We start from the raw sequence: 17,582 nt of genomic DNA on the forward strand, positions 1-17,582 counted from the left end.
CGCAGTGATTGAAGGAGTTGTCATGACCGACAAAGTGTACAACGTGTTGTTTCTCTGTACTGGTAACTCAGCCCGTAGCGTGATGGCTGAGGCGCTGGTCTCCACCATGGGCAAGGGCCGCTTCCGTGGCTTTTCCGCCGGCAGCTACCCGGGCGGTAGCGTCAACCCATTCGCCATCGAGCAAATTGAAGCGACCGGCTATCCGCTCGACAAACTGCGCAGCAAGAGCTGGGATGAATTCGGTACCGCAGATGCACCGCACATGGACTTCATCATTACTGTCTGCGATAACGCAGCCGGCGAGGTCTGCCCATACTGGCCAGGCCATCCGCTCTCGGCGCACTGGGGCTTTGAAGACCCGGCTGCAGCTACTGGCACCGACGAAGAAAAGCGCGCGATATTCCATAAGGTATTCCGTCAGATCATGACCCGGATGAACGTCTTCGTCAGCCTGCCGCTGCACATGCTCGAAAAAAACGCGATCCAGCATGAGATCAAAGCCATCGGGCAAAGCGCCGTCTGATGGGCGAGCGTCCCGGCATGCCCGCAGATGACGGGCATACCTTACTTTTCACTATTTTTCGATAACTCATGAACGTTCTCTTTTTGTGTACCGGCAACTCTTGCCGCTCCATCCTGGCCGAAGCGACTTTTAATCATCTGGCGCCGGCAGGCTGGCATGCGCTGAGCGCAGGGAGTCATCCAGCCGGGGCGCTGCACCCAGGGGCACTGGCGTTGCTGGCAAAAGAGCAGATATCAACCCAAGGGTATTACAGCAAGTCCTGGGACGCACTGCCATCGGTGCCCGATATCGTCATCACCGTCTGCGCCAGTGCCGCTGGCGAGATCTGCCCGGCCTACCTGGGCCCCGTGCTGCGCAGCCACTGGGGCGTGGACGATCCCGGCCATGTCACGGGCACGGATGCAGAGAAGGACGCCGCATTCCGCTTGACTTACGGCATTTTACGCGCGCGCATCGAGGCTTTCTTCGCCTTGCCGCTGGCGCAGTTGCAGCATGACCCGGTATGCCTGAAAGCTGAACTCGACAACATTGCCGGTGTCTTTGCCCCGGCAACCCACAAGGAAGCGCCTGTATGCTAACCGCTTTCCTGATTTTTCTGGCCACCCTGGTACTTGTCATCTGGCAGCCGCGCGGCCTGGGCATCGGCTGGAGCGCGGCCATCGGCGCCACAGTGGCGCTTCTGGCCGGCGTTATCCAGTTGTCAGACATTCCCGTCGTCTGGCACATCGTCTGGAATGCCACCGGCACATTTATCGCAGTGATTATTATCAGCCTGTTGCTCGACAAGGCGGGCTTCTTCGAGTGGGCCGCGCTGCACGTGGCACGCTGGGGTGGCGGCAGCGGTCGGAAGTTGTTCGTCTTGCTGGTCTTGCTGGGCGCCGCCGTCGCAGCACTGTTTGCCAACGATGGCGCGGCGCTGATATTGACGCCCATTGTGATCGCCATGTTGCTCGAACTGAAGTTTTCAGCCAAGGCGACATTGGCCTTCGTGATGGCGGCCGGCTTCATCGCCGATACGGCCAGTCTGCCGCTGGTGGTGTCGAACCTGGTCAATATCGTTTCCGCCGACTATTTCAAGATTGGCTTTGCTGAGTATGCCGCTGTGATGGTGCCAGTCAACGTGGTTGCAGTGATTGCCACCTTAGTGGCGCTGATGTGGTTCTTCCGCAAGGATATCCCGCAAAATTACGACGTCTCCCAGCTTAAGAGTCCCAGTGCCGCGATCCGCGACATGGCGACCTTCAAGGCCGGCTGGCTGGTACTGGCTCTGCTGCTGATCGGATTTTTCTGGCTGGAGAGCCAGGGCGTGCCGATCAGTGCCGTGGCCGCCGTCGGTGCCGCGCTGTTGCTCGCCATTGCCGCCAAGGGCCATGTCATTCCCACGCGCGAAGTTATCCGCAACGCGCCTTGGCAGATCGTCGTTTTTTCGCTGGGCATGTATCTGGTCGTGTATGGCTTGCGCAACGCGGGCCTGACCGGCTACCTCACTGGCGTGCTCAATTACTTTGCGCAATATGGTGTGTGGGGTGCGGCCATGGGCACCGGCGTGCTGACGGCCGTCCTGTCCTCGATCATGAACAATATGCCGACGGTGCTGATCGGCGCCTTGTCGATCGATCCGACCACGGCGCAGGGGGCCGTGCGCGAAGCGATGATTTATGCCAATGTCATTGGCAGTGACCTGGGACCGAAAATTACCCCGATCGGCAGCCTGGCGACCCTGCTGTGGCTGCATGTCCTCGATAGTAAAAAGATTCACATCTCCTGGGGTTATTACTTCCGCGTCGGCATCGTCCTCACCTTGCCTGTATTGCTGGTGACCCTGGCGGCGCTGGCACTGCGCCTCAGCTAATCAAGAAAGGATTCATCATGGATATCACTATTTATCACAACCCGGCCTGCGGCACCTCGCGCAATACCCTGGCGCTGATCCGCAATACCGGCACCGAGCCGCAGGTCATCGAATATCTGCAGCAACCGCCAACGCGAAATACCCTGGCCGATTTGATTGCCCGTGCTGGCTTGAGCGTGCGCGAGGCCATTCGTCAGAAGGGGACGCCATACCTGGAACTGGGGCTCGACCAGGCCCACGTCAGCGACGAGGCCCTGTTGGACGCCATGCTGGCCCATCCCATCCTCATCAATCGTCCCTTCGTGGTCACGCCGCTCGGCGTGCGGCTGTGCCGCCCATCGGAACTGGTACTCGACATTCTGCCCTTGCCACAACTGAGCGCGTTTGCCAAAGAAGATGGCGAGGCGGTCATCGATGCACATGGAAAGCGGGTGGTGCCCCATGCATAAGCTCATTGATAACTTGCCCAACATCAGCGCCGCACACCTCGATACGCCGACGGTCGATAAACTTGTGCCGCCGACAGTGGCAACGCATCCGCCGCGCATCCTCTTGCTGTATGGCTCGCTGCGTGAACGCTCGTTCAGCCGCCTGCTGACGCTGGAGGCGGAGCGCCTGCTACAGCACTTCGGCGCTGAAACGCGGGTGTTTGATCCGCATGGCCTGCCCATGGTCGACAGCGTCAGCCCCGACCATCCCAAGGTGCAGGAGTTGCGCGAGTTGTCGCTCTGGTCGGAAGGCCAGGTCTGGTGCAGCCCGGAACGCCATGGCGCTGTGACGGGTGTGTTCAAGTCGCAAATCGACTGGCTTCCATTGGAAATGGGTAGCGTGCGCCCCACGCAAGGGCGTACCCTGGCAGTGATGCAAGTGTCGGGCGGCTCGCAATCGTTCAATGCCGTCAACGGCTTGCGCGTGCTGGGCCGCTGGATGCGCATGGTGACCATCCCGAACCAGTCGTCCGTTGCCAAGGCATACCAGGAGTTTGACGACAACGACCGCATGAAGCCGTCCCCATATTACGACCGCCTGGTCGACGTCATGGAGGAATTGTATAAATTCACCCTGGTGGTGCGCGATCGCTCGGATTACCTGACCAGCCGTTATAGCGAGCGCAAGGAATCCATGCCGGCCGAAGTGCGCGCCCTCGCCGATGCGGCCATGGAGCACGAGACGCCAGGCAAGTAAGCTGTTTTCACTGTGGCCCGCTTGCCGGGTCGTCACTACACGATGACGCAGCCGAGGTTTTGGCTGGAAAGGGCAAGATGAAAATTTTGGTGTTTCTCGGTTCTATTCGTACCAGCACGCCGCCCCAGCCCGCGCGCGTGGGCGAACGCGTCGCCAAGGCTTGCGCGGCGCAGTGCAGCCGCGATGGTCATGAGGTGGTACTCATCGATCCACTTGATTACGACCTGGGTGACGTGTTCAAGCCGCACTTTTCCTATGCGCAAGGGCGTGCGCCGCTGCCGTTGGAGCATCTGGCCAGTGAAATTGCCAGCGCCGATGGGTATGTGATGGTCAGTCCTGAATACAATCATTCAATGAGTCCGGCACTGATGCATTTACTGAACCATTTTGGCAGCTCCCTGTTTGCCTTCAAGCCCAGCGCCATCGTGACTTACTCGGCAGGGCAGTGGGGCGGTGTGCGGGCGGCAGTCGGCATGCGCACTTTCCTGTCCGAACTTGGATGCCTGCCTGTTTCGGCCATGGTCCACATTCCGGCCGCACACACTGTTTTCGCTGCCGATGGCAGCTTTGCGCCCGAAGTCGATAGTACGCGCTGGGTTTCCTATATCGAGCGCACCTTTTCCCAGCTGATCTGGTGGGCCGAGGCCGCCGGACGGGAGCGGGCACGCTCGGGAGGAACAGGGCCTTCGCCGGCTTTCCTGCGCGATCCTACTCAACGCAATGCGCCGTGAGGCCACATATGACGAATTATTGCTAGAATGACACTTCAAGGCGCCATGCGCAGTTTGCGGCCGCGCTCCTTCCTGCCACTTCACGTCTATTTGGATCCCACTAATGATTCGACTTGCCACTACCGCCGATGCCGCCGCGATCGCCACGATCTACAACCATTACGTCAGCAGCTCCACCATCACGTTTGAAGAGCAGATAGTCGGCATCGATGAGATGGCCCAGCGTATCGTCTCTGTCGGTGCGCAGTTGCCGTGGTACGTCTTTGAACGTGCCGGCGAGATAGTCGGCTACGCCTATGCAACGCCCTGGCGTGCCCGCAGCGCCTATCGTTTTTCGGTTGAGTCTACGGTGTATGTGGCGCGCGAGAGCGTCGGCAAGGGAATAGGCCGACAACTTTACAGTGCCCTGATCGCTGAACTGCGTCGGCGCCAACTACAAGTGGTCATTGGCGGCATCTCGCAACCCAATGAAGCCAGCGTTGTTTTGCATGAGCGGTTAGGATTCGTGAAAGTTGCCTTGTTTAAACGTGTTGGGCTTAAGTTCGATCAGTGGATTGATGTAGGTTACTGGGAATTGCAGCTGGGGTAAGCGACGCAAGTCTCCTGTTTGCAGGATGAGGCAGCCACCATCTGACGGTAATGTCAGGAGCTTGACTATTTGGCGTTCCAATCATCCTTGCGACATATGGTCTTTGACCTTCCCATGATGGTAATGCGTATAGTGATTTTTGCATCATTCGGACCCGCATTTGCTCAAGGTCAAGAGGCGGTACAGCAATACCTTGACAGGTGGTTTGATACAACCTAGGCTACGAATACCATCCATATAGATAGTTTATGAAGACCTCCCGCACAGTGCGATTGTTCACGGCTCTTGTCGCGATACTCAGCATGCTGTTCATGCAGCATGCGGTCGCTTCGTACCTGTGCCCTGGCGTATCGATGGGAGGCAGTGGTTCTGTTGTATCCGCAGGCGTTGGGGCATCTGCGATGCCCGCGATGGCAGACTGCGCTGGCATGGACACTGACCAGTCGACTTTGTGTCAAATTCATGCTGTGGGAGATGCGTCCAGACAGTCGCTGGACAAGGCACCCGTCGCCGACCACCCATCTTTCGTACCTGTTGTCCTGCTTCTGACGCCAGCCATTTTTGACACTCCTGTAGTGTATACAGCAAAATCTCCCTTGTTCATTACCTTGGCGAGGCCAACGGCGCCGCCTATCTCTATCCGCCATTGCTGTTTCCGTATTTAATACTCCAGACTGCCTAGATCGTCATCGCCTTGTCGGATTCGACAGGGCGTTGTTGCCCATCGCATTCTGGAGCTGCCATGTCTATCCCGTATTCCGTGCAGTCGCATGCACGCGTCGCCCGTCTTCGCCCATTCATGAAGACGGCGCTCGCTCTCGCCCTTACTTTTCCGTTGCTTGTCTCCGTTCATGATGCGCGCGCGGCCCCCCAGCCAGTCACTTTCGCCGAGGCGCTGCAGCAGGCTGTCGCCCGCTCGCGCCAACTCCATGCGCAGGACCAGGCCACTGTCGCCGCACATGAAATGGCGGTAGCGGTAGGTCAGCGCCCCGATCCCACTCTCAAGGTAGGTATCGATAATGTGCCCTTAAGTGGCAGTGATCGCTTTAGTTTGAGCGGGGATTTTATGACGATGCGGCGCATCGGCATTTCGCAGGAACTGACACGCGCCGATAAATTGCGCTGGCGTTCCGTACGCCTTGAGCGCGAAGCCGCTAAGGTGCAAGCGCAAAAAGATGTCGCACTCGCTGCGATTCAACGCGACACGGCGATCTCCTGGCTCAACGTCTACTACACTCGGAAAATGTCAGTTGTATTGAAAGAGCAAGTAATCTTTTCTCGCCAGGAAATAGACGCTGCCGCGGCGGCCTACAGGGGAGGGCGTGGCAGTCAGGCCGATGTGCTGGCCGCACGTTCCGCCTTGTTAACCATCGAAGACCGAGCTAGCCAAGTCGAACGCGACCTCAATACGGCAAAAAACATGCTGGTGCGTTGGACCGGCAGCAGCGGCGAACTTGCCGAGGCTGGCATGCCTGACCTGGGCGCCATCCCTCTGGACCCGGTTTTTCCCGACACTGAACTGGCGCAGCGCCCGCAGATCATGGTGTTGACTCGGCAGGAAGAAGCGGCCCAGGCGGACGTCAATCTGGCGCAAGCGAACCGGCACCCGGACTGGAGTGTCGAGTTTGCATTCCAGCAGCGCGGCGCGGCCTATTCGAACATGGTCTCCGTTGGCCTGTCCCTGCCATTGCAGTGGGATCGCAAGAACCGGCAGGACCGCGAGCTAAGCTCCAAACTCGCCTTGGTTGAACAAGCGAGGAGCGAACGCGACGAACTGCTGCGAGAAGATGCCGCCAACATCCGTGCCTTGCTCATCGAATGGAGGAGTGGCCAAGAACGTAGCGAGCGCTACGCGCTCCAGCTATTGCCACTTGCCGACGAGCGAAGCCTGGCGGTCCTGGCCGCCTATCGTGGCGGTAAAGCCTCTTTGGCCGAGGTGCTCGCTGCCAGGCGCAATAGTGCAGACATGCACGTTCAGTTGCTGCAGTTGCAGATGAATACAGCCCAGTTTTGGGCACAGCTTCGCTTCCTCTTTCCCGACATCGCAATCGCGCAAATTTCCGCAGTACATCGCCAGCAGGAATTCAAATGAACAATAAGAAATTACGCGTCCTGGTACTTGCGGGTGCCCTTGCAGCGGTCGCTTATGCCGGTTACCAGTTTGGTGTACGACAGGCACATGAGGCAGCATCTCCAGGTGCCGGCAACGCAGCAGGCGCCGCGAGTGCTGCCAACAAGAAACCATTATATTGGCATGACCCCATGGTGCCGGGCCAGAAGTTTGACAAACCCGGCAAGTCACCGTTCATGGATATGCCGCTGGTGCCCGTCTATGCTGCGGGAGATGGTGAGGACAGTAATGTCACGATCAGCCCGCGGGTCCAGCAAAACCTGGGAGTGCGCACAGCGCTCGTCACATTCGGAAAGATGTCCGGCGGCTTGGTTGCTGTCGGTAACGTCGCCTATGATGAACGCGACGTGGCATTAGTGCAGGCGCGTAGCAGTGGGTTTGTCGAGCGCCTGTATGTGCGTGCCACGCTCGATCCGGTGAAAAAAGGGCAACCCTTGGCTGACTTGTATGTTCCTGACTGGATCGCGGCACAAGAAGACTATCTGGCGAGCCGTCGTATGCAAGGCAATGAGACAGCATCCCTGGTCGATGCTGCCCGTCAGCGCATGCGGCTAGTTGGTATGAGTGACGGGCAAATCCGCCTAGTCGAATCGAGTGGAAAGGTCCATCCGCGCATGACGGTCTCAGCACCCATCAGCGGTGTGATCGCAGAGCTTGGCGCCCGGGAAGGAATGACCGTCTCAGCCGGTGCGCCGCTGTTTCGCATCAATGGCCTCGCGACAGTGTGGGTCAATGCGGAGTTGCCCGAGAGCGTGGCGGCAAAGGTTCGCCCCGGTGACGCCGTCGAAGCGCGGGTACAAGCGCTACCCGGAAGTATTTTCAAGGGCAAGGTGAGTGCCATTTTGCCGGAAGTTAATGCCGCGACGCGAACCCTGAAAGCCCGTGTGGAGCTGTCTAATCCCGGCGCTCAGTTATTGCCCGGCATGTTTGCTACGTTGACCTTCGCGTCAAACAGTGGCGCCGATGTTTTGCAGGTGCCATCGGAGGCAGTCATCCAGACGGGTACACGCAGCGTTGTCATGCTTGCCCAGGAGGGCGGCAAGTTTATGCCCGTCGATGTGGAGGTCGGCAGCGAAGGCAATGGTCTCACCGAAATCCGCAAGGGCCTGTCCGCTGGCCAGAAAGTGGTCGTCTCGGCGCAGTTCCTGGTCGATTCCGAGGCCAGCCTGAAGGGAACCACGACACGCATGAGCGATACGCCATCCCCGGACGCAGACAAGGCACCCCCGCGCCACCATGGCGTAGGCAAGGTTGAACAGATCGGCAAGGATGAGATCACCATTTCGCATGGTCCTATCACGTCGCTGCAGTGGGGTGCGATGACGATGGGCTTCAAATTACCTTCCAATGGGTTGCCGCCCAATATCGGTATAGGTGACCGCGTCGCATTCGACATCAAGCAAGGCGAGGATGGCAGTTTCGAGATCGTGGCCATTGCGCCGACCTCCGGTGCGCCGAAAGTCGGGAACAAACCCATGGGTGGCATGAAGGCACCAGCGGGAGTGGCGAAATGATCGCAAAACTGATCCGCTGGTCTATCAGCAACCGGTTTTTGGTCTTGTTGGCGACTGTTTTCATTACGGCCTGGGGCATATGGTCGCTGGCGCGCACGCCGCTCGACGCGATTCCCGACCTGTCGGACGTGCAGGTTATCATCCGCACCAGCTATCCGGGGCAGGCGCCACAAATCGTCGAGAACCAGGTCACGTATCCACTGACCACCACCATGCTGTCAGTGCCGGGCGCCAAGACGGTGCGCGGATACTCGTTTTTCGGTGACTCTTTCGTCTACATTCTGTTTGAAGACGGTACCGATCCATACTGGGCGCGTTCACGGGTGCTGGAATATCTGAACCAGGTGCAGTCACGCCTGCCACCGCAGGCAAAAACCGCGCTCGGTCCAGATGCTACCGGCGTCGGCTGGGTCTATGAATATGCGCTGGTCGACCGTAGCGGCAAGACCGATTTGTCGCAATTGCGCGCCTTGCAGGACTGGTTTCTCAAGTATGAGTTGAAAGCGGTGCCCAACGTCTCGGAAGTGGCCAGCATTGGCGGCATGGTGCGCCAGTACCAGATCGTGCTCGATCCGGATAAAATGCGCGCCTTTAACATCCCGCACGGCAAAATTATCGATGCCGTGCAGAAAGCCAATCAGGAAACTGGCGGCTCCGTGCTGGAATTGGGCGAGGCCGAATACATGGTACGGGCCTCCGGTTATCTAAAGTCGCTGGACGACTTCCGCAAGATTGCCTTGATGACGACTGACGCCGGCGTATCGGTGCGGCTGGGCGATGTTGCGCGGATCCAGATCGGGCCTGAAATGCGGCGCGGGATTGCCGAATTGAATGGTGAGGGCGAAGTTGCTGGCGGCGTGATTATTATGCGTTCCGGGAAAAATGCGCTGGAAACCATCGATGCCGTCAAGGTCAAGCTGGAAAAGCTAAAAGCAAGCCTGCCGCCCGGCGTCGAAATCATTCCCACCTACGACCGGTCGAATCTGATCAAGCGCGCTGTGAGCAACCTGAAAGAAAAGCTGATCGAGGAATTCATTGTCGTCGCTGTCGTTTGCGCGCTATTCCTGTTTCACTTGCGCTCGGCGTTGGTGGCCATCATCACGCTGCCGATCGGTATCCTGATCGCTTTTATCGTCATGTATTATCAGGGAGTTAACGCCAATATCATGTCACTGGGCGGTATTGCCATTGCCGTCGGCGCGATGGTCGATGCCGCCGTGGTGATGATTGAGAATGCCCACAAGCATATTGAGGCCTGGAATCATGCCCATCCGGGTAAACAGCTGAAGGGTAATGAGCACTGGCGTGTCATTGGCGACGCTGCCGTTGAGGTTGGGCCAGCACTGTTCTTTTCGCTATTGATCATCGTTCTCTCGTTCATTCCAGTGTTCACCCTGGAAGCGCAGGAGGGGCGCATGTTTTCGCCGCTGGCCTTTACCAAGACGTATGCGATGGCGGCGGCGGCTGGGTTGGCGGTGACGCTGATTCCCATTTTAATGGGCTATCTGATCCGAGGCCGGATTCCCGATGAGCAAAAGAATCCCCTCAATCGCTTCCTGATCGCGTTATACCGCCCCTTGCTCGAGATCGTACTGCGTTTTCCAAAGCTGACTTTGCTGGCGGCAGCGCTGGTAGCGGCCATCACGATCTGGCCCATGAGCCGGCTCGGCGGCGAATTCATGCCGCCACTGGATGAAGGCGATGTGCTGTACATGCCGTCGGCGTTGCCAGGTCTGTCGGCCGGTAAGGTCGGGCAGTTGTTGCAGCAGACAGACCGGCTGATCAAAACGGTACCTGAGGTACAAAGCGTCTTCGGCAAGGCCGGCCGAGCCGAGAGCGCCACTGATCCGGCGCCGCTGGAAATGTTTGAAACCATGATCCAGTTCAAGCCGCGCGATCAGTGGCGCCCTGGCATGACGCCGGAAAAATTGATACAGGAACTGGACCGCACCGTCAAGGTGCCTGGGCTGTCCAACATCTGGGTGCCGCCGATCCGCAACCGGATTGACATGTTGGCCACCGGCATCAAAAGCCCGGTCGGCGTCAAGGTTGCAGGCGTTAGCTTGCAGGAAATTGACCGCATCACTGGTGAGATAGAACGCGCAGTCAAGAGGGTGCCGGGCGTCTCCTCAGCGCTGGCCGAGCGCCTGAATGGCGGACGGTACATCGACGTCAACATCGATCGCGACGCGGCCGCCCGCTACGGCTTGAATATTGCAGACGTGCAAAGCGTGGTGTCGGCGGCGATCGGCGGCGACAATATCGGTGAAACTGTCGAAGGATTGCAGCGTTTCCCGATTAATGTGCGCTATCCACGCGAGGTGCGCGACTCAGTCGAGAAACTGCGCCAGCTACCGGTGCTAACTGAGCGGGGGGCGCAAATCCGGCTGGGTGATGTCGCCGCGATCCGCATCGACGACGGTCCACCAATGCTCAAGAGTGAAAATGCCCGGCTGTCAGGCTGGGTGTATGTCGATATTCGCGATCGCGACTTGAGTTCGACTGTGCATGACATGAAGCAAGTCGTCGCCAGGGAAGTCAAATTGCCGGCGGGTTACTCCATTGCATGGTCGGGGCAGTTCGAATATCTGGAGCGTGCCACTGAAAAACTCAAAATCGTCGTGCCAGCGACCTTGCTTATTATCTTCGTGCTGCTCTATCTGACCTTCAAGCGCTTCGACGAAGCGGCCTTGATCATGGCAACGCTACCGTTTGCGCTGGCCGGCGGCATTTGGCTACTCTGGTTGCTCGACTATCACCTGTCAGTCGCCGGCGGCGTGGGCTTCATCGCGTTGGCTGGCGTCTCGGCCGAATTCGGCGTCATCATGCTGCTTTATTTAAAGCATGCCTGGGAGGAACGTCTGGCGAATGGTAACGCCAGTGAAACCGATCTGCTCGATGCAATTCGTGAAGGTGCGGTCTTGCGCGTGCGCCCCAAGGCAATGACGGTGGCGGTCATTATCGCCGGCCTGGTGCCGATCATGCTGGGCACCGGCACCGGGTCGGAGGTCATGCAACGCATCGCCGCGCCGATGGTTGGCGGCATGATCACCGCGCCGCTGTTGTCCATGTTTGTGGTCCCTGCGGTCTATCTGCTGCTACGCCGGCGTCAGATCCGTGCCGCCGGCACGGCAGCAGCAGAGGAGAGTTAGCCTTCATGAGACCGTTCGGCACTTACCGCTCGACTAAGCACTTTGTGTATTTCGTGAGGTGTGCGGTGGTGTTGTTCGGTTTTATCTGGTGCAGCCATGTGCCGGCGTTCCCACGGCAAAACGACATGCGTGCATCTGCGGTGATCGTGCAGCCGATGGCCATGCCAAGCTGCCAGCCATGCGCCTTCTGCTATATGGGACCACCTTTTGCAGTACATAAAGCAGGCGGCGACTATCCGGATCTCGGTGCTACCACTGCAACGCTGCGTTTTGTTTCACACACGGACAGTGCGGAGTTTGCTTTTGATATTTCAGAAGTTCCCGCAGTTGCGCTGCGGCTTTTGTATTGTCGATGGTTGAATTAGCTACTTGACCATGGGGATGTCGATGCATACATCAAATTAGTTTATCGAGGAGCTTATCATGAAAAAATTACTACTTACGCTGGTTTGTATCAGCACCCTTAGCGCTGCATTTCCCGCCTTCGCCGGCCCCGACTGGCAGCTGATTAACCAAGGGCGCAAGGCCAAACAGGCGCAAATGATGCAAGGGGCCAATAAAGCCCCGGAAGCCGGAATGGATCATCAGATGGGCCAAAAAATGGATCATCAAATGGATCCGAAAACGCATGAAAAAATGGATCAAATGATGAAGGATTGTCAGGACATGATGAAGAAATAACGCGGTTTTGAGTACTGGATGCGATCACTACTGGTGGCATATGCAGCCGGGAGCGATCGTATCCATTCAGGTACTTACCCGATCACGCCATGACTTAATCTTTCCGTTGCCTGCGGTAGTTGCATTCAGTTGCTACTGTCAGTATTTCCAAGTAGGGATTACTAATATGGTGTATTTTTCAAAAGGTCATCTATTTCCTTGAAGCGTCCCTTGACACGATCAACACTGTATTCATACATGAGGGAATTGTGAGCAAACTGGGCCCGTTCAACATCCATATCAACGGTATTGCCATCAATGCTACCTTGTGCCGGAAGACGAAATTGCAGGGAAACGTCATCTTTTGACTTTCCTTTTTTTAAGGCCTTCTCAATGTCGATATCCACCGCCACATATCCAGGCGTATCGGCATTCGCAATATTGGAGGCGAGCAGTTCTTGACGGTATGCCCGCAGTCCGAGCGCACGTTCATTGATACTCGGCTGCTGCCAAATCTTAGCAGCGGTCAAATTCAATGGAAGGTCAAACGGTGTGTGTTGAATAGATGCCACTGGAGGCAAGGCCATCACGACTTTTGGCGTCGATCCAAGTGCATTAGCTAACGAGGCAGAAAACACTTGCCCTGCCTTCATGCCTTCCGCGCTGGTGCTACCTTTAACAATGACCCCGATAGATGCCTGGATCGATGCAATTTTAATCATGGATTCCTACCTCATTGACATTCGATTTCTGACGTTTCTGAGAGCTGGCCGGATGATAGCGTAACTAAGCTGTTCGGTTTGCGGATCAAACGCGTCTCAGTCGTGATGGGAACTAACTCTAGTCGCGATAGAGCTGATTTCATCAGCAGTGCGCTCGTCGTCCAAACTATAAACAGGTGCAAAACCACCTCCAGGGGTGCGAAAGTTGGTGGTTTGCCCCTGATACATCCTGGCTGCGGTCCACTGCACCTTTCCGTCATAAACATAGATTCGAAGGTCGAATTTCAGCGAGCTAGGATTATCGGTGGAGCCGATCGAGCGCTCACCGGGTATGACGAGGGCCTGAGCGACATAGTCACCAGCCAGAATGTCCTGCCATACCCGTTTGGTGATCTTTTCCCCACGGTACGTGGCTCGCCCCCCGTAGCCTGCAACAGGTTTAAAAAACAACTTTCGGCGCTCCGTCCATAAGCGGTTCGTATCAGCGGCCGTCACAATCTGCGTCCGAGGTATGCTCCTGAGCAGAATATCTTGCACGGCTGGGGCTACGCCAAGTGCTACGAGCTCTTGCGTATCCGATAGCAGAACCAGATTTGCTTTATTTGCATATAAGGCATGCGCTTGAGGGTGGGGCGTTAGCACGATCGCGCTTTCTAGATACGCCGACCGCAATGGGAGACACTGGGGCGACTCAAGCATGAAATCGGTCAGCCGGTTATAGACCAAGTCGATAGCAAGATCCCCATGACGTAAAACGCCATCACGATAGGTAATGTCCGATGGTGAGGCAATGACGGCCTCGATGCCGTGGCGTTCGAACAAGCGTTGAAAAAGAACAAACTCGGGATAGAGATACTGCTGCTCTGGATGTTCGTCAACTATCGCGACTGTCCGAAGTGGCTGTGAACGCCGAGATAGCGCCCATTCCGACTCAAACATGTTGAAGATGGTGTCTTCAAGGGTCGCACCGCTATCAATGGCACGTGTCAATTCACTATCACTGAGACAGCACGATCTATGGGCTTTGGCCATCGCGGCGTTGAGCATTGCCCCACCGGCATTTGTGTTGATTTCGATGAGCGCCAAAGTGTCGTCGCGCAAATGAAAGTCATAGCCGAAAAAGACACCTTTTGCACCACCAGGATTATGTCTGGCAATGCTCGGGGCATCCGCCAGAACGCGCGCGCGATACGATGGCAGCGATATCACTGATTCAATCGCACCAATCACATCCGCAATACGCTTGCTTTGACTATCGGAAATGAAAATTGGCCTGGCGGAAAATAGATAGGGGCACCGCGCCTCTATCAACTCATGCAATCCCTCCATACCTGGTTCGCTCGATAGTACTGTTTTCAATGCAGAACTATCCAAACTGGTGCAGAAACAGTCCTTATTTAGGCGTGCCGCTGGTAGAAAGCGCAATTCTTCGTTGCTCAGTAAGCAACCATTCTTCGATACAGCTTTCACTATTGCAGGAGTATTCATGTTTGCGTCCACGAGATTGTCGCTCGGTGGCACGGTCAATGGCTAAGGCCGACCAGTGCCGCGTAACCGGAGTGCATTGGTAATGACAGACACGGAGCTCAGGCTCATCGCTAACGCGGCGATCATCGGCGACAGCAATTGGCCAGTAAATGGATACAGCACGCCGGCAGCCAGTGGAATGCCCAATGCATTGTAGATAAACGCGAAGCCCAGGTTCTGCCACATATTGCGAACAGTGTCGACCGAGATTCGTCGGGCAAGGGCAATCCCACGCAGATCTCCCTTTACCAAGGCGACGTGAGCGCTATTGATGGCCACGTCTGTTCCTGTACCCATGGCAATGCCAACGTTGGCCTTCGCCAGTGCGGGAGCATCATTGATTCCGTCGCCGGCCATTGCGACCACCTTGCCTTGCTTTTGCAGTTTTTCTACCAAGGCCAACTTGTCCTGTGGTTTCACCTCGCCGTAGAACTCCGTGATGCCCAGCCTTTCGGCCACGGACCTCGCAGTGGTGACGCCATCGCCAGTGGCCATGATCACGGTCAGCCCTTCGGCGCGCAGGCCCTCTATCGCCTCACGCGTCGTTGCCTTGATGGGATCCGACACGGCGATCAGTCCTGCCAAAACGCCGTCAGAGGATAAATACATGACGCTAGCACCTTCTGTTCTCAATCGTTCAGCGACGTCTGCAAGCGGCCGCCAATCAACTTTGTCAGCATCCATCAGGGCGGTGTTGCCCAGCGTGATGTGCACCCCAGCAAGCGTGCCGCGCACGCCAATACCGCTGGCGGACTCAAAACTGTCAGGTTTTGTCAGCACCAGTGCTCGCCTGTTCGCTTCGTTGACGATAGCGTGCGCTAGAGGATGTTCGCTGCCCTGGTCTATGCTCGCTGCCATTTGCAAGACGTCTTCGTCCTTGAAACCGGGCGCTGCGACCACGCTGTCAAAGGAAGGCTTACCTTCAGTGAGGGTCCCCGTCTTGTCGACAATCAGTGTGTCGACCTTCTTGAGGTCTTCTATTGCCGCGGCATCCCGAAAGAGCACGCCCTGGGTGGCGGCGCGGCCTGTGGCGGCCATAATGGACATCGGCGTGGCTAGCCCCAATGCACATGGGCAAGCAATGATCAGTACTGCAACGGCGTTAACAAAACCAAAGACCCAGCTCGGTTCAGGTCCATACATTCCCCATAACACGAACGTCAGTAGCGCTATGACCACGACCACGACCACGAAGTAGCCTGCGACACTATCGGCGAGTCGTTGCATAGGCGCGCGGGAGCGCTGCGCCTGCGCGACCATTTGTACGATTTGAGACAACATCGTGTCGCTGCCGATTTTCTCGGCACGCATAATCAGGCTCCCGCTGGTATTGATCGTTGCGCCAATCAACGTGTCTCCGGGACGCTTTGTCACAGGTAAGGGCTCGCCAGTCAGCATCGACTCATCAAGCGAACTCTCGCCATCAAGCACTACGCCATCAACCGGCACCTTCTCACCGGGTCGGACACGGAGTTTGTCGCCGACGTGGACGTGCGTGAGCGGGATGTCGTCTTCGGAGCCATCGTCCTGAATGCGTCGAGCCGTCTTCGGAGCGAGTCCGAGTAAGGATTTGATTGCGGCGGAAGTTTGGGAGCGTGCGCGCAGCTCAAGTATCTGTCCCAGTAGCGTGAGCGAAACAATGACTGCTGCCGCCTCAAAATAGACGCCTATGCGGCCATGTGCAGCAAAAGTAGGCGGGAAGAGGCCCGGTGCGATAGTGGCGACGACACTATAGCCATAGGCAGCCATTACGCCAAAACCAATCAAGGTCCACATATTCGGGCTCATGCGTGCCAGCGATTGCGCCCAGCGCGTGAAAAATGGCCAGCCGGCCCACAGTACGACAGGTGTGCTTAACGCGAACTCAATCCAGTTCTGGCCTGGCAGCCCCATTTCAAGGAACACATGCCCAAACATCGCCAACAGGAATACCACCAGGGTCAGCGGCAGCGTCCACCAGAAGCGGTGGCGAAAATCGACCAGCTCCGGATTTTCCGCCTCATCTAGCGTCGGCATTTCAGGTTCGAGCGACATGCCGCAAATGGGGCAAGTTCCCGGTGCAGGCTGGCGTATCTCGGGGTGCATGGGGCAGGTGTAGACCGCTCCCTGCTGGGGTGAGTGCTCAGGGCTGGGCGCCGCATTCGCTCTATCGATGAAAGAATCTGGCGCTGCGTTGAACTTTGTCATGCATTTCCCGCTACAGAAGTGGTAGACCATACTTTTGTAGGTGATTTCTTTTTCGGGATTTGCACCAACGCGCATGCCGCAGACAGGATCGATGAACGGTTTTTCATCCCCTGTCTTTATCGTATTGCCAGGCCCGGTCTCGCTATGGGTGCCGTGATGATGCTCGTGCGCGTGATGCTCGGCTTCAGTTCTACTCATGAATCACTCCTTGGGCAGATTCGCCTGTTTCGTTGGCTGTGGTGGAACCAGCTATTGCGGCAACGGCGGAAATTGAACATTCCCGCCGAATGAAGCCATCTATTTAGCAGAAACCAGTACCAGTCCCTTCATGCCCGCCTCAAAGTGACCGGGTTGTAAGCAAGCAAATTCTACTTTGCCGGCTTTGTCGAACTGCCAGACAATGGTTCCCGATTTTCCAGGCGTTACGCTCACCTGATTGAGTTCCGCATGCTCCATCTCCGGAAACTTTGCCATTTGTTGGGCATGTTCTTTCAACTCGCTCTCAGAACCAATGACCATCTCATGCCTGATCTTGCCGGAATTGTTGACGACAAAGCGAATGGTCTCGCCCCGTTTCACGGCAATAGACGCTGGGCTAAAGCGCATGGTGTCGTTCATATCGACAGTGACGGTACGCGTCACTTTTTTCGGGTCGCCCGCTTTGCCCACAAGAGATGCACTCTGCTCATTTGCGCCATGCTGGTGGCCACTATGTGCTGCTGGGCTACTATCCGGTACCGCAGCATTGCTGAAAGTGCTCAAGCTGGCCAGTAACATTACTGCAATTGCATTTAAGGTCATCTTTTTCA

General features: G+C 56.8%; 16 protein-coding genes. 12 read left to right on the forward strand and 4 right to left on the reverse strand.

Going from position 1 to position 17,582, the window contains the following annotated elements; genetic code table 11:
• The first annotated feature begins 22 nt into the window (after positions 1-22).
• The 12 genes from ACQ4W6_RS12535 (at position 23) to ACQ4W6_RS12590 (ending at position 12,358) form a co-directional block, all read left to right on the forward strand.
• On the forward strand, positions 23-523 hold the full coding sequence (locus ACQ4W6_RS12535; protein ID WP_436567507.1) for an arsenate reductase ArsC: 501 nt from the start codon (positions 23-25) through the stop codon (positions 521-523).
• A gap of 68 nt (positions 524-591) precedes the next feature.
• The gene (locus tag ACQ4W6_RS12540; RefSeq protein ID WP_436567508.1) at positions 592-1,101 is read left to right on the forward strand and encodes an arsenate reductase ArsC; all 510 of its coding nucleotides are present in this window, start codon (positions 592-594) and stop codon (positions 1,099-1,101) included.
• Positions 1,095-2,375 carry an arsenic transporter gene (locus ACQ4W6_RS12545; RefSeq protein WP_436567509.1) on the forward strand — a complete coding sequence of 427 codons (1,281 nt, stop codon included), beginning with the start codon at positions 1,095-1,097 and terminating at the stop codon, positions 2,373-2,375. Before ACQ4W6_RS12540 ends, ACQ4W6_RS12545 begins: the two co-directional genes overlap by 7 nt.
• A gap of 17 nt (positions 2,376-2,392) precedes the next feature.
• The gene (arsC, locus tag ACQ4W6_RS12550) at positions 2,393-2,824 is read left to right on the forward strand and encodes an arsenate reductase (glutaredoxin) (RefSeq protein WP_436567510.1); all 432 of its coding nucleotides are present in this window, start codon (positions 2,393-2,395) and stop codon (positions 2,822-2,824) included.
• Entirely contained in the window at positions 2,817-3,560 is a 744-nt protein-coding gene (gene arsH / locus ACQ4W6_RS12555; protein ID WP_436567511.1) for an arsenical resistance protein ArsH, read from the forward strand. Before arsC ends, arsH begins: the two co-directional genes overlap by 8 nt.
• Before the next feature lie 77 nt (positions 3,561-3,637).
• Positions 3,638-4,291, forward strand: a complete 654-nt coding sequence (locus ACQ4W6_RS12560) for an NADPH-dependent FMN reductase (RefSeq protein WP_436567512.1) — start codon at positions 3,638-3,640, stop codon at positions 4,289-4,291.
• 103 nt (positions 4,292-4,394) lie between these two features.
• A complete protein-coding gene (locus ACQ4W6_RS12565) occupies positions 4,395-4,880 on the forward strand; it encodes an arsinothricin resistance N-acetyltransferase ArsN1 family B (protein WP_436567513.1) in 486 nt (161 codons plus the stop codon).
• Positions 4,881-5,622: 742 nt separating this feature from the next.
• A complete protein-coding gene (locus tag ACQ4W6_RS12570) occupies positions 5,623-6,972 on the forward strand; it encodes a TolC family protein (protein ID WP_436567514.1) in 1,350 nt (449 codons plus the stop codon).
• Complete coding sequence (locus ACQ4W6_RS12575) at positions 6,969-8,525, forward strand: efflux RND transporter periplasmic adaptor subunit (RefSeq protein WP_436567515.1); 1,557 nt, start codon at positions 6,969-6,971, stop codon at positions 8,523-8,525. The genes ACQ4W6_RS12570 and ACQ4W6_RS12575 overlap by 4 nt, the downstream gene beginning before the upstream one ends.
• The gene (locus ACQ4W6_RS12580) at positions 8,522-11,677 is read left to right on the forward strand and encodes an efflux RND transporter permease subunit (RefSeq protein WP_436567516.1); all 3,156 of its coding nucleotides are present in this window, start codon (positions 8,522-8,524) and stop codon (positions 11,675-11,677) included. Before ACQ4W6_RS12575 ends, ACQ4W6_RS12580 begins: the two co-directional genes overlap by 4 nt.
• Positions 11,678-11,682: 5 nt before the next feature.
• A complete protein-coding gene (locus tag ACQ4W6_RS12585) occupies positions 11,683-12,042 on the forward strand; it encodes a hypothetical protein (RefSeq protein ID WP_436567517.1) in 360 nt (119 codons plus the stop codon).
• Between the two features lie 58 nt (positions 12,043-12,100).
• A complete protein-coding gene (locus ACQ4W6_RS12590; protein ID WP_436567518.1) occupies positions 12,101-12,358 on the forward strand; it encodes a hypothetical protein in 258 nt (85 codons plus the stop codon).
• Between the two features lie 161 nt (positions 12,359-12,519).
• On the opposite strand, the gene ACQ4W6_RS12595 is transcribed toward ACQ4W6_RS12590, so the two are convergent.
• From ACQ4W6_RS12595 to ACQ4W6_RS12610, 4 genes are all read right to left on the reverse strand, one after another.
• Complete coding sequence (locus tag ACQ4W6_RS12595; RefSeq protein WP_436567571.1) at positions 12,520-12,852, reverse strand: flagellar basal body rod protein FlgB; 333 nt, start codon at positions 12,850-12,852, stop codon at positions 12,520-12,522.
• 303 nt (positions 12,853-13,155) lie between these two features.
• Entirely contained in the window at positions 13,156-14,547 is a 1,392-nt protein-coding gene (locus tag ACQ4W6_RS12600) for an ATP-grasp domain-containing protein (protein ID WP_436567519.1), read from the reverse strand.
• A 42-nt stretch (positions 14,548-14,589) separates the two neighbouring features.
• On the reverse strand, positions 14,590-16,971 hold the full coding sequence (locus ACQ4W6_RS12605) for a heavy metal translocating P-type ATPase (RefSeq protein WP_436567520.1): 2,382 nt from the start codon (positions 16,969-16,971) through the stop codon (positions 14,590-14,592).
• 99 nt (positions 16,972-17,070) lie between these two features.
• Positions 17,071-17,574, reverse strand: a complete 504-nt coding sequence (locus ACQ4W6_RS12610; protein WP_436567572.1) for a cupredoxin domain-containing protein — start codon at positions 17,572-17,574, stop codon at positions 17,071-17,073.
• Positions 17,575-17,582: the final 8 nt, after the last annotated feature.

Source organism: Janthinobacterium woesei (assembly GCF_051380875.1).
Classification (GTDB): Bacteria; Pseudomonadota; Gammaproteobacteria; order Burkholderiales; family Burkholderiaceae_D; genus Janthinobacterium.

Bases quoted from the DNA above. Each gene is read 5' to 3' on its own strand.
- ACQ4W6_RS12535 (WP_436567507.1), top strand. From the start codon at position 23: ATGACCGACAAAGTGTACAACGTGTTGTTTCTCTGTACTGGTAACTCA.
- ACQ4W6_RS12540 (WP_436567508.1), top strand. From the start codon at position 592: ATGAACGTTCTCTTTTTGTGTACCGGCAACTCTTGCCGCTCCATCCTG.
- ACQ4W6_RS12545 (WP_436567509.1), top strand. From the start codon at position 1,095: ATGCTAACCGCTTTCCTGATTTTTCTGGCCACCCTGGTACTTGTCATC.
- arsC (WP_436567510.1), top strand. From the start codon at position 2,393: ATGGATATCACTATTTATCACAACCCGGCCTGCGGCACCTCGCGCAAT.
- arsH (WP_436567511.1), top strand. From the start codon at position 2,817: ATGCATAAGCTCATTGATAACTTGCCCAACATCAGCGCCGCACACCTC.
- ACQ4W6_RS12560 (WP_436567512.1), top strand. From the start codon at position 3,638: ATGAAAATTTTGGTGTTTCTCGGTTCTATTCGTACCAGCACGCCGCCC.
- ACQ4W6_RS12565 (WP_436567513.1), top strand. From the start codon at position 4,395: ATGATTCGACTTGCCACTACCGCCGATGCCGCCGCGATCGCCACGATC.
- ACQ4W6_RS12570 (WP_436567514.1), top strand. From the start codon at position 5,623: ATGTCTATCCCGTATTCCGTGCAGTCGCATGCACGCGTCGCCCGTCTT.
- ACQ4W6_RS12575 (WP_436567515.1), top strand. From the start codon at position 6,969: ATGAACAATAAGAAATTACGCGTCCTGGTACTTGCGGGTGCCCTTGCA.
- ACQ4W6_RS12580 (WP_436567516.1), top strand. From the start codon at position 8,522: ATGATCGCAAAACTGATCCGCTGGTCTATCAGCAACCGGTTTTTGGTC.
- ACQ4W6_RS12585 (WP_436567517.1), top strand. From the start codon at position 11,683: ATGAGACCGTTCGGCACTTACCGCTCGACTAAGCACTTTGTGTATTTC.
- ACQ4W6_RS12590 (WP_436567518.1), top strand. From the start codon at position 12,101: ATGAAAAAATTACTACTTACGCTGGTTTGTATCAGCACCCTTAGCGCT.
- ACQ4W6_RS12600 (WP_436567519.1), bottom strand. From the start codon at position 14,547: ATGAATACTCCTGCAATAGTGAAAGCTGTATCGAAGAATGGTTGCTTA.
- ACQ4W6_RS12605 (WP_436567520.1), bottom strand. From the start codon at position 16,971: ATGAGTAGAACTGAAGCCGAGCATCACGCGCACGAGCATCATCACGGC.
- ACQ4W6_RS12610 (WP_436567572.1), bottom strand. From the start codon at position 17,574: ATGACCTTAAATGCAATTGCAGTAATGTTACTGGCCAGCTTGAGCACT.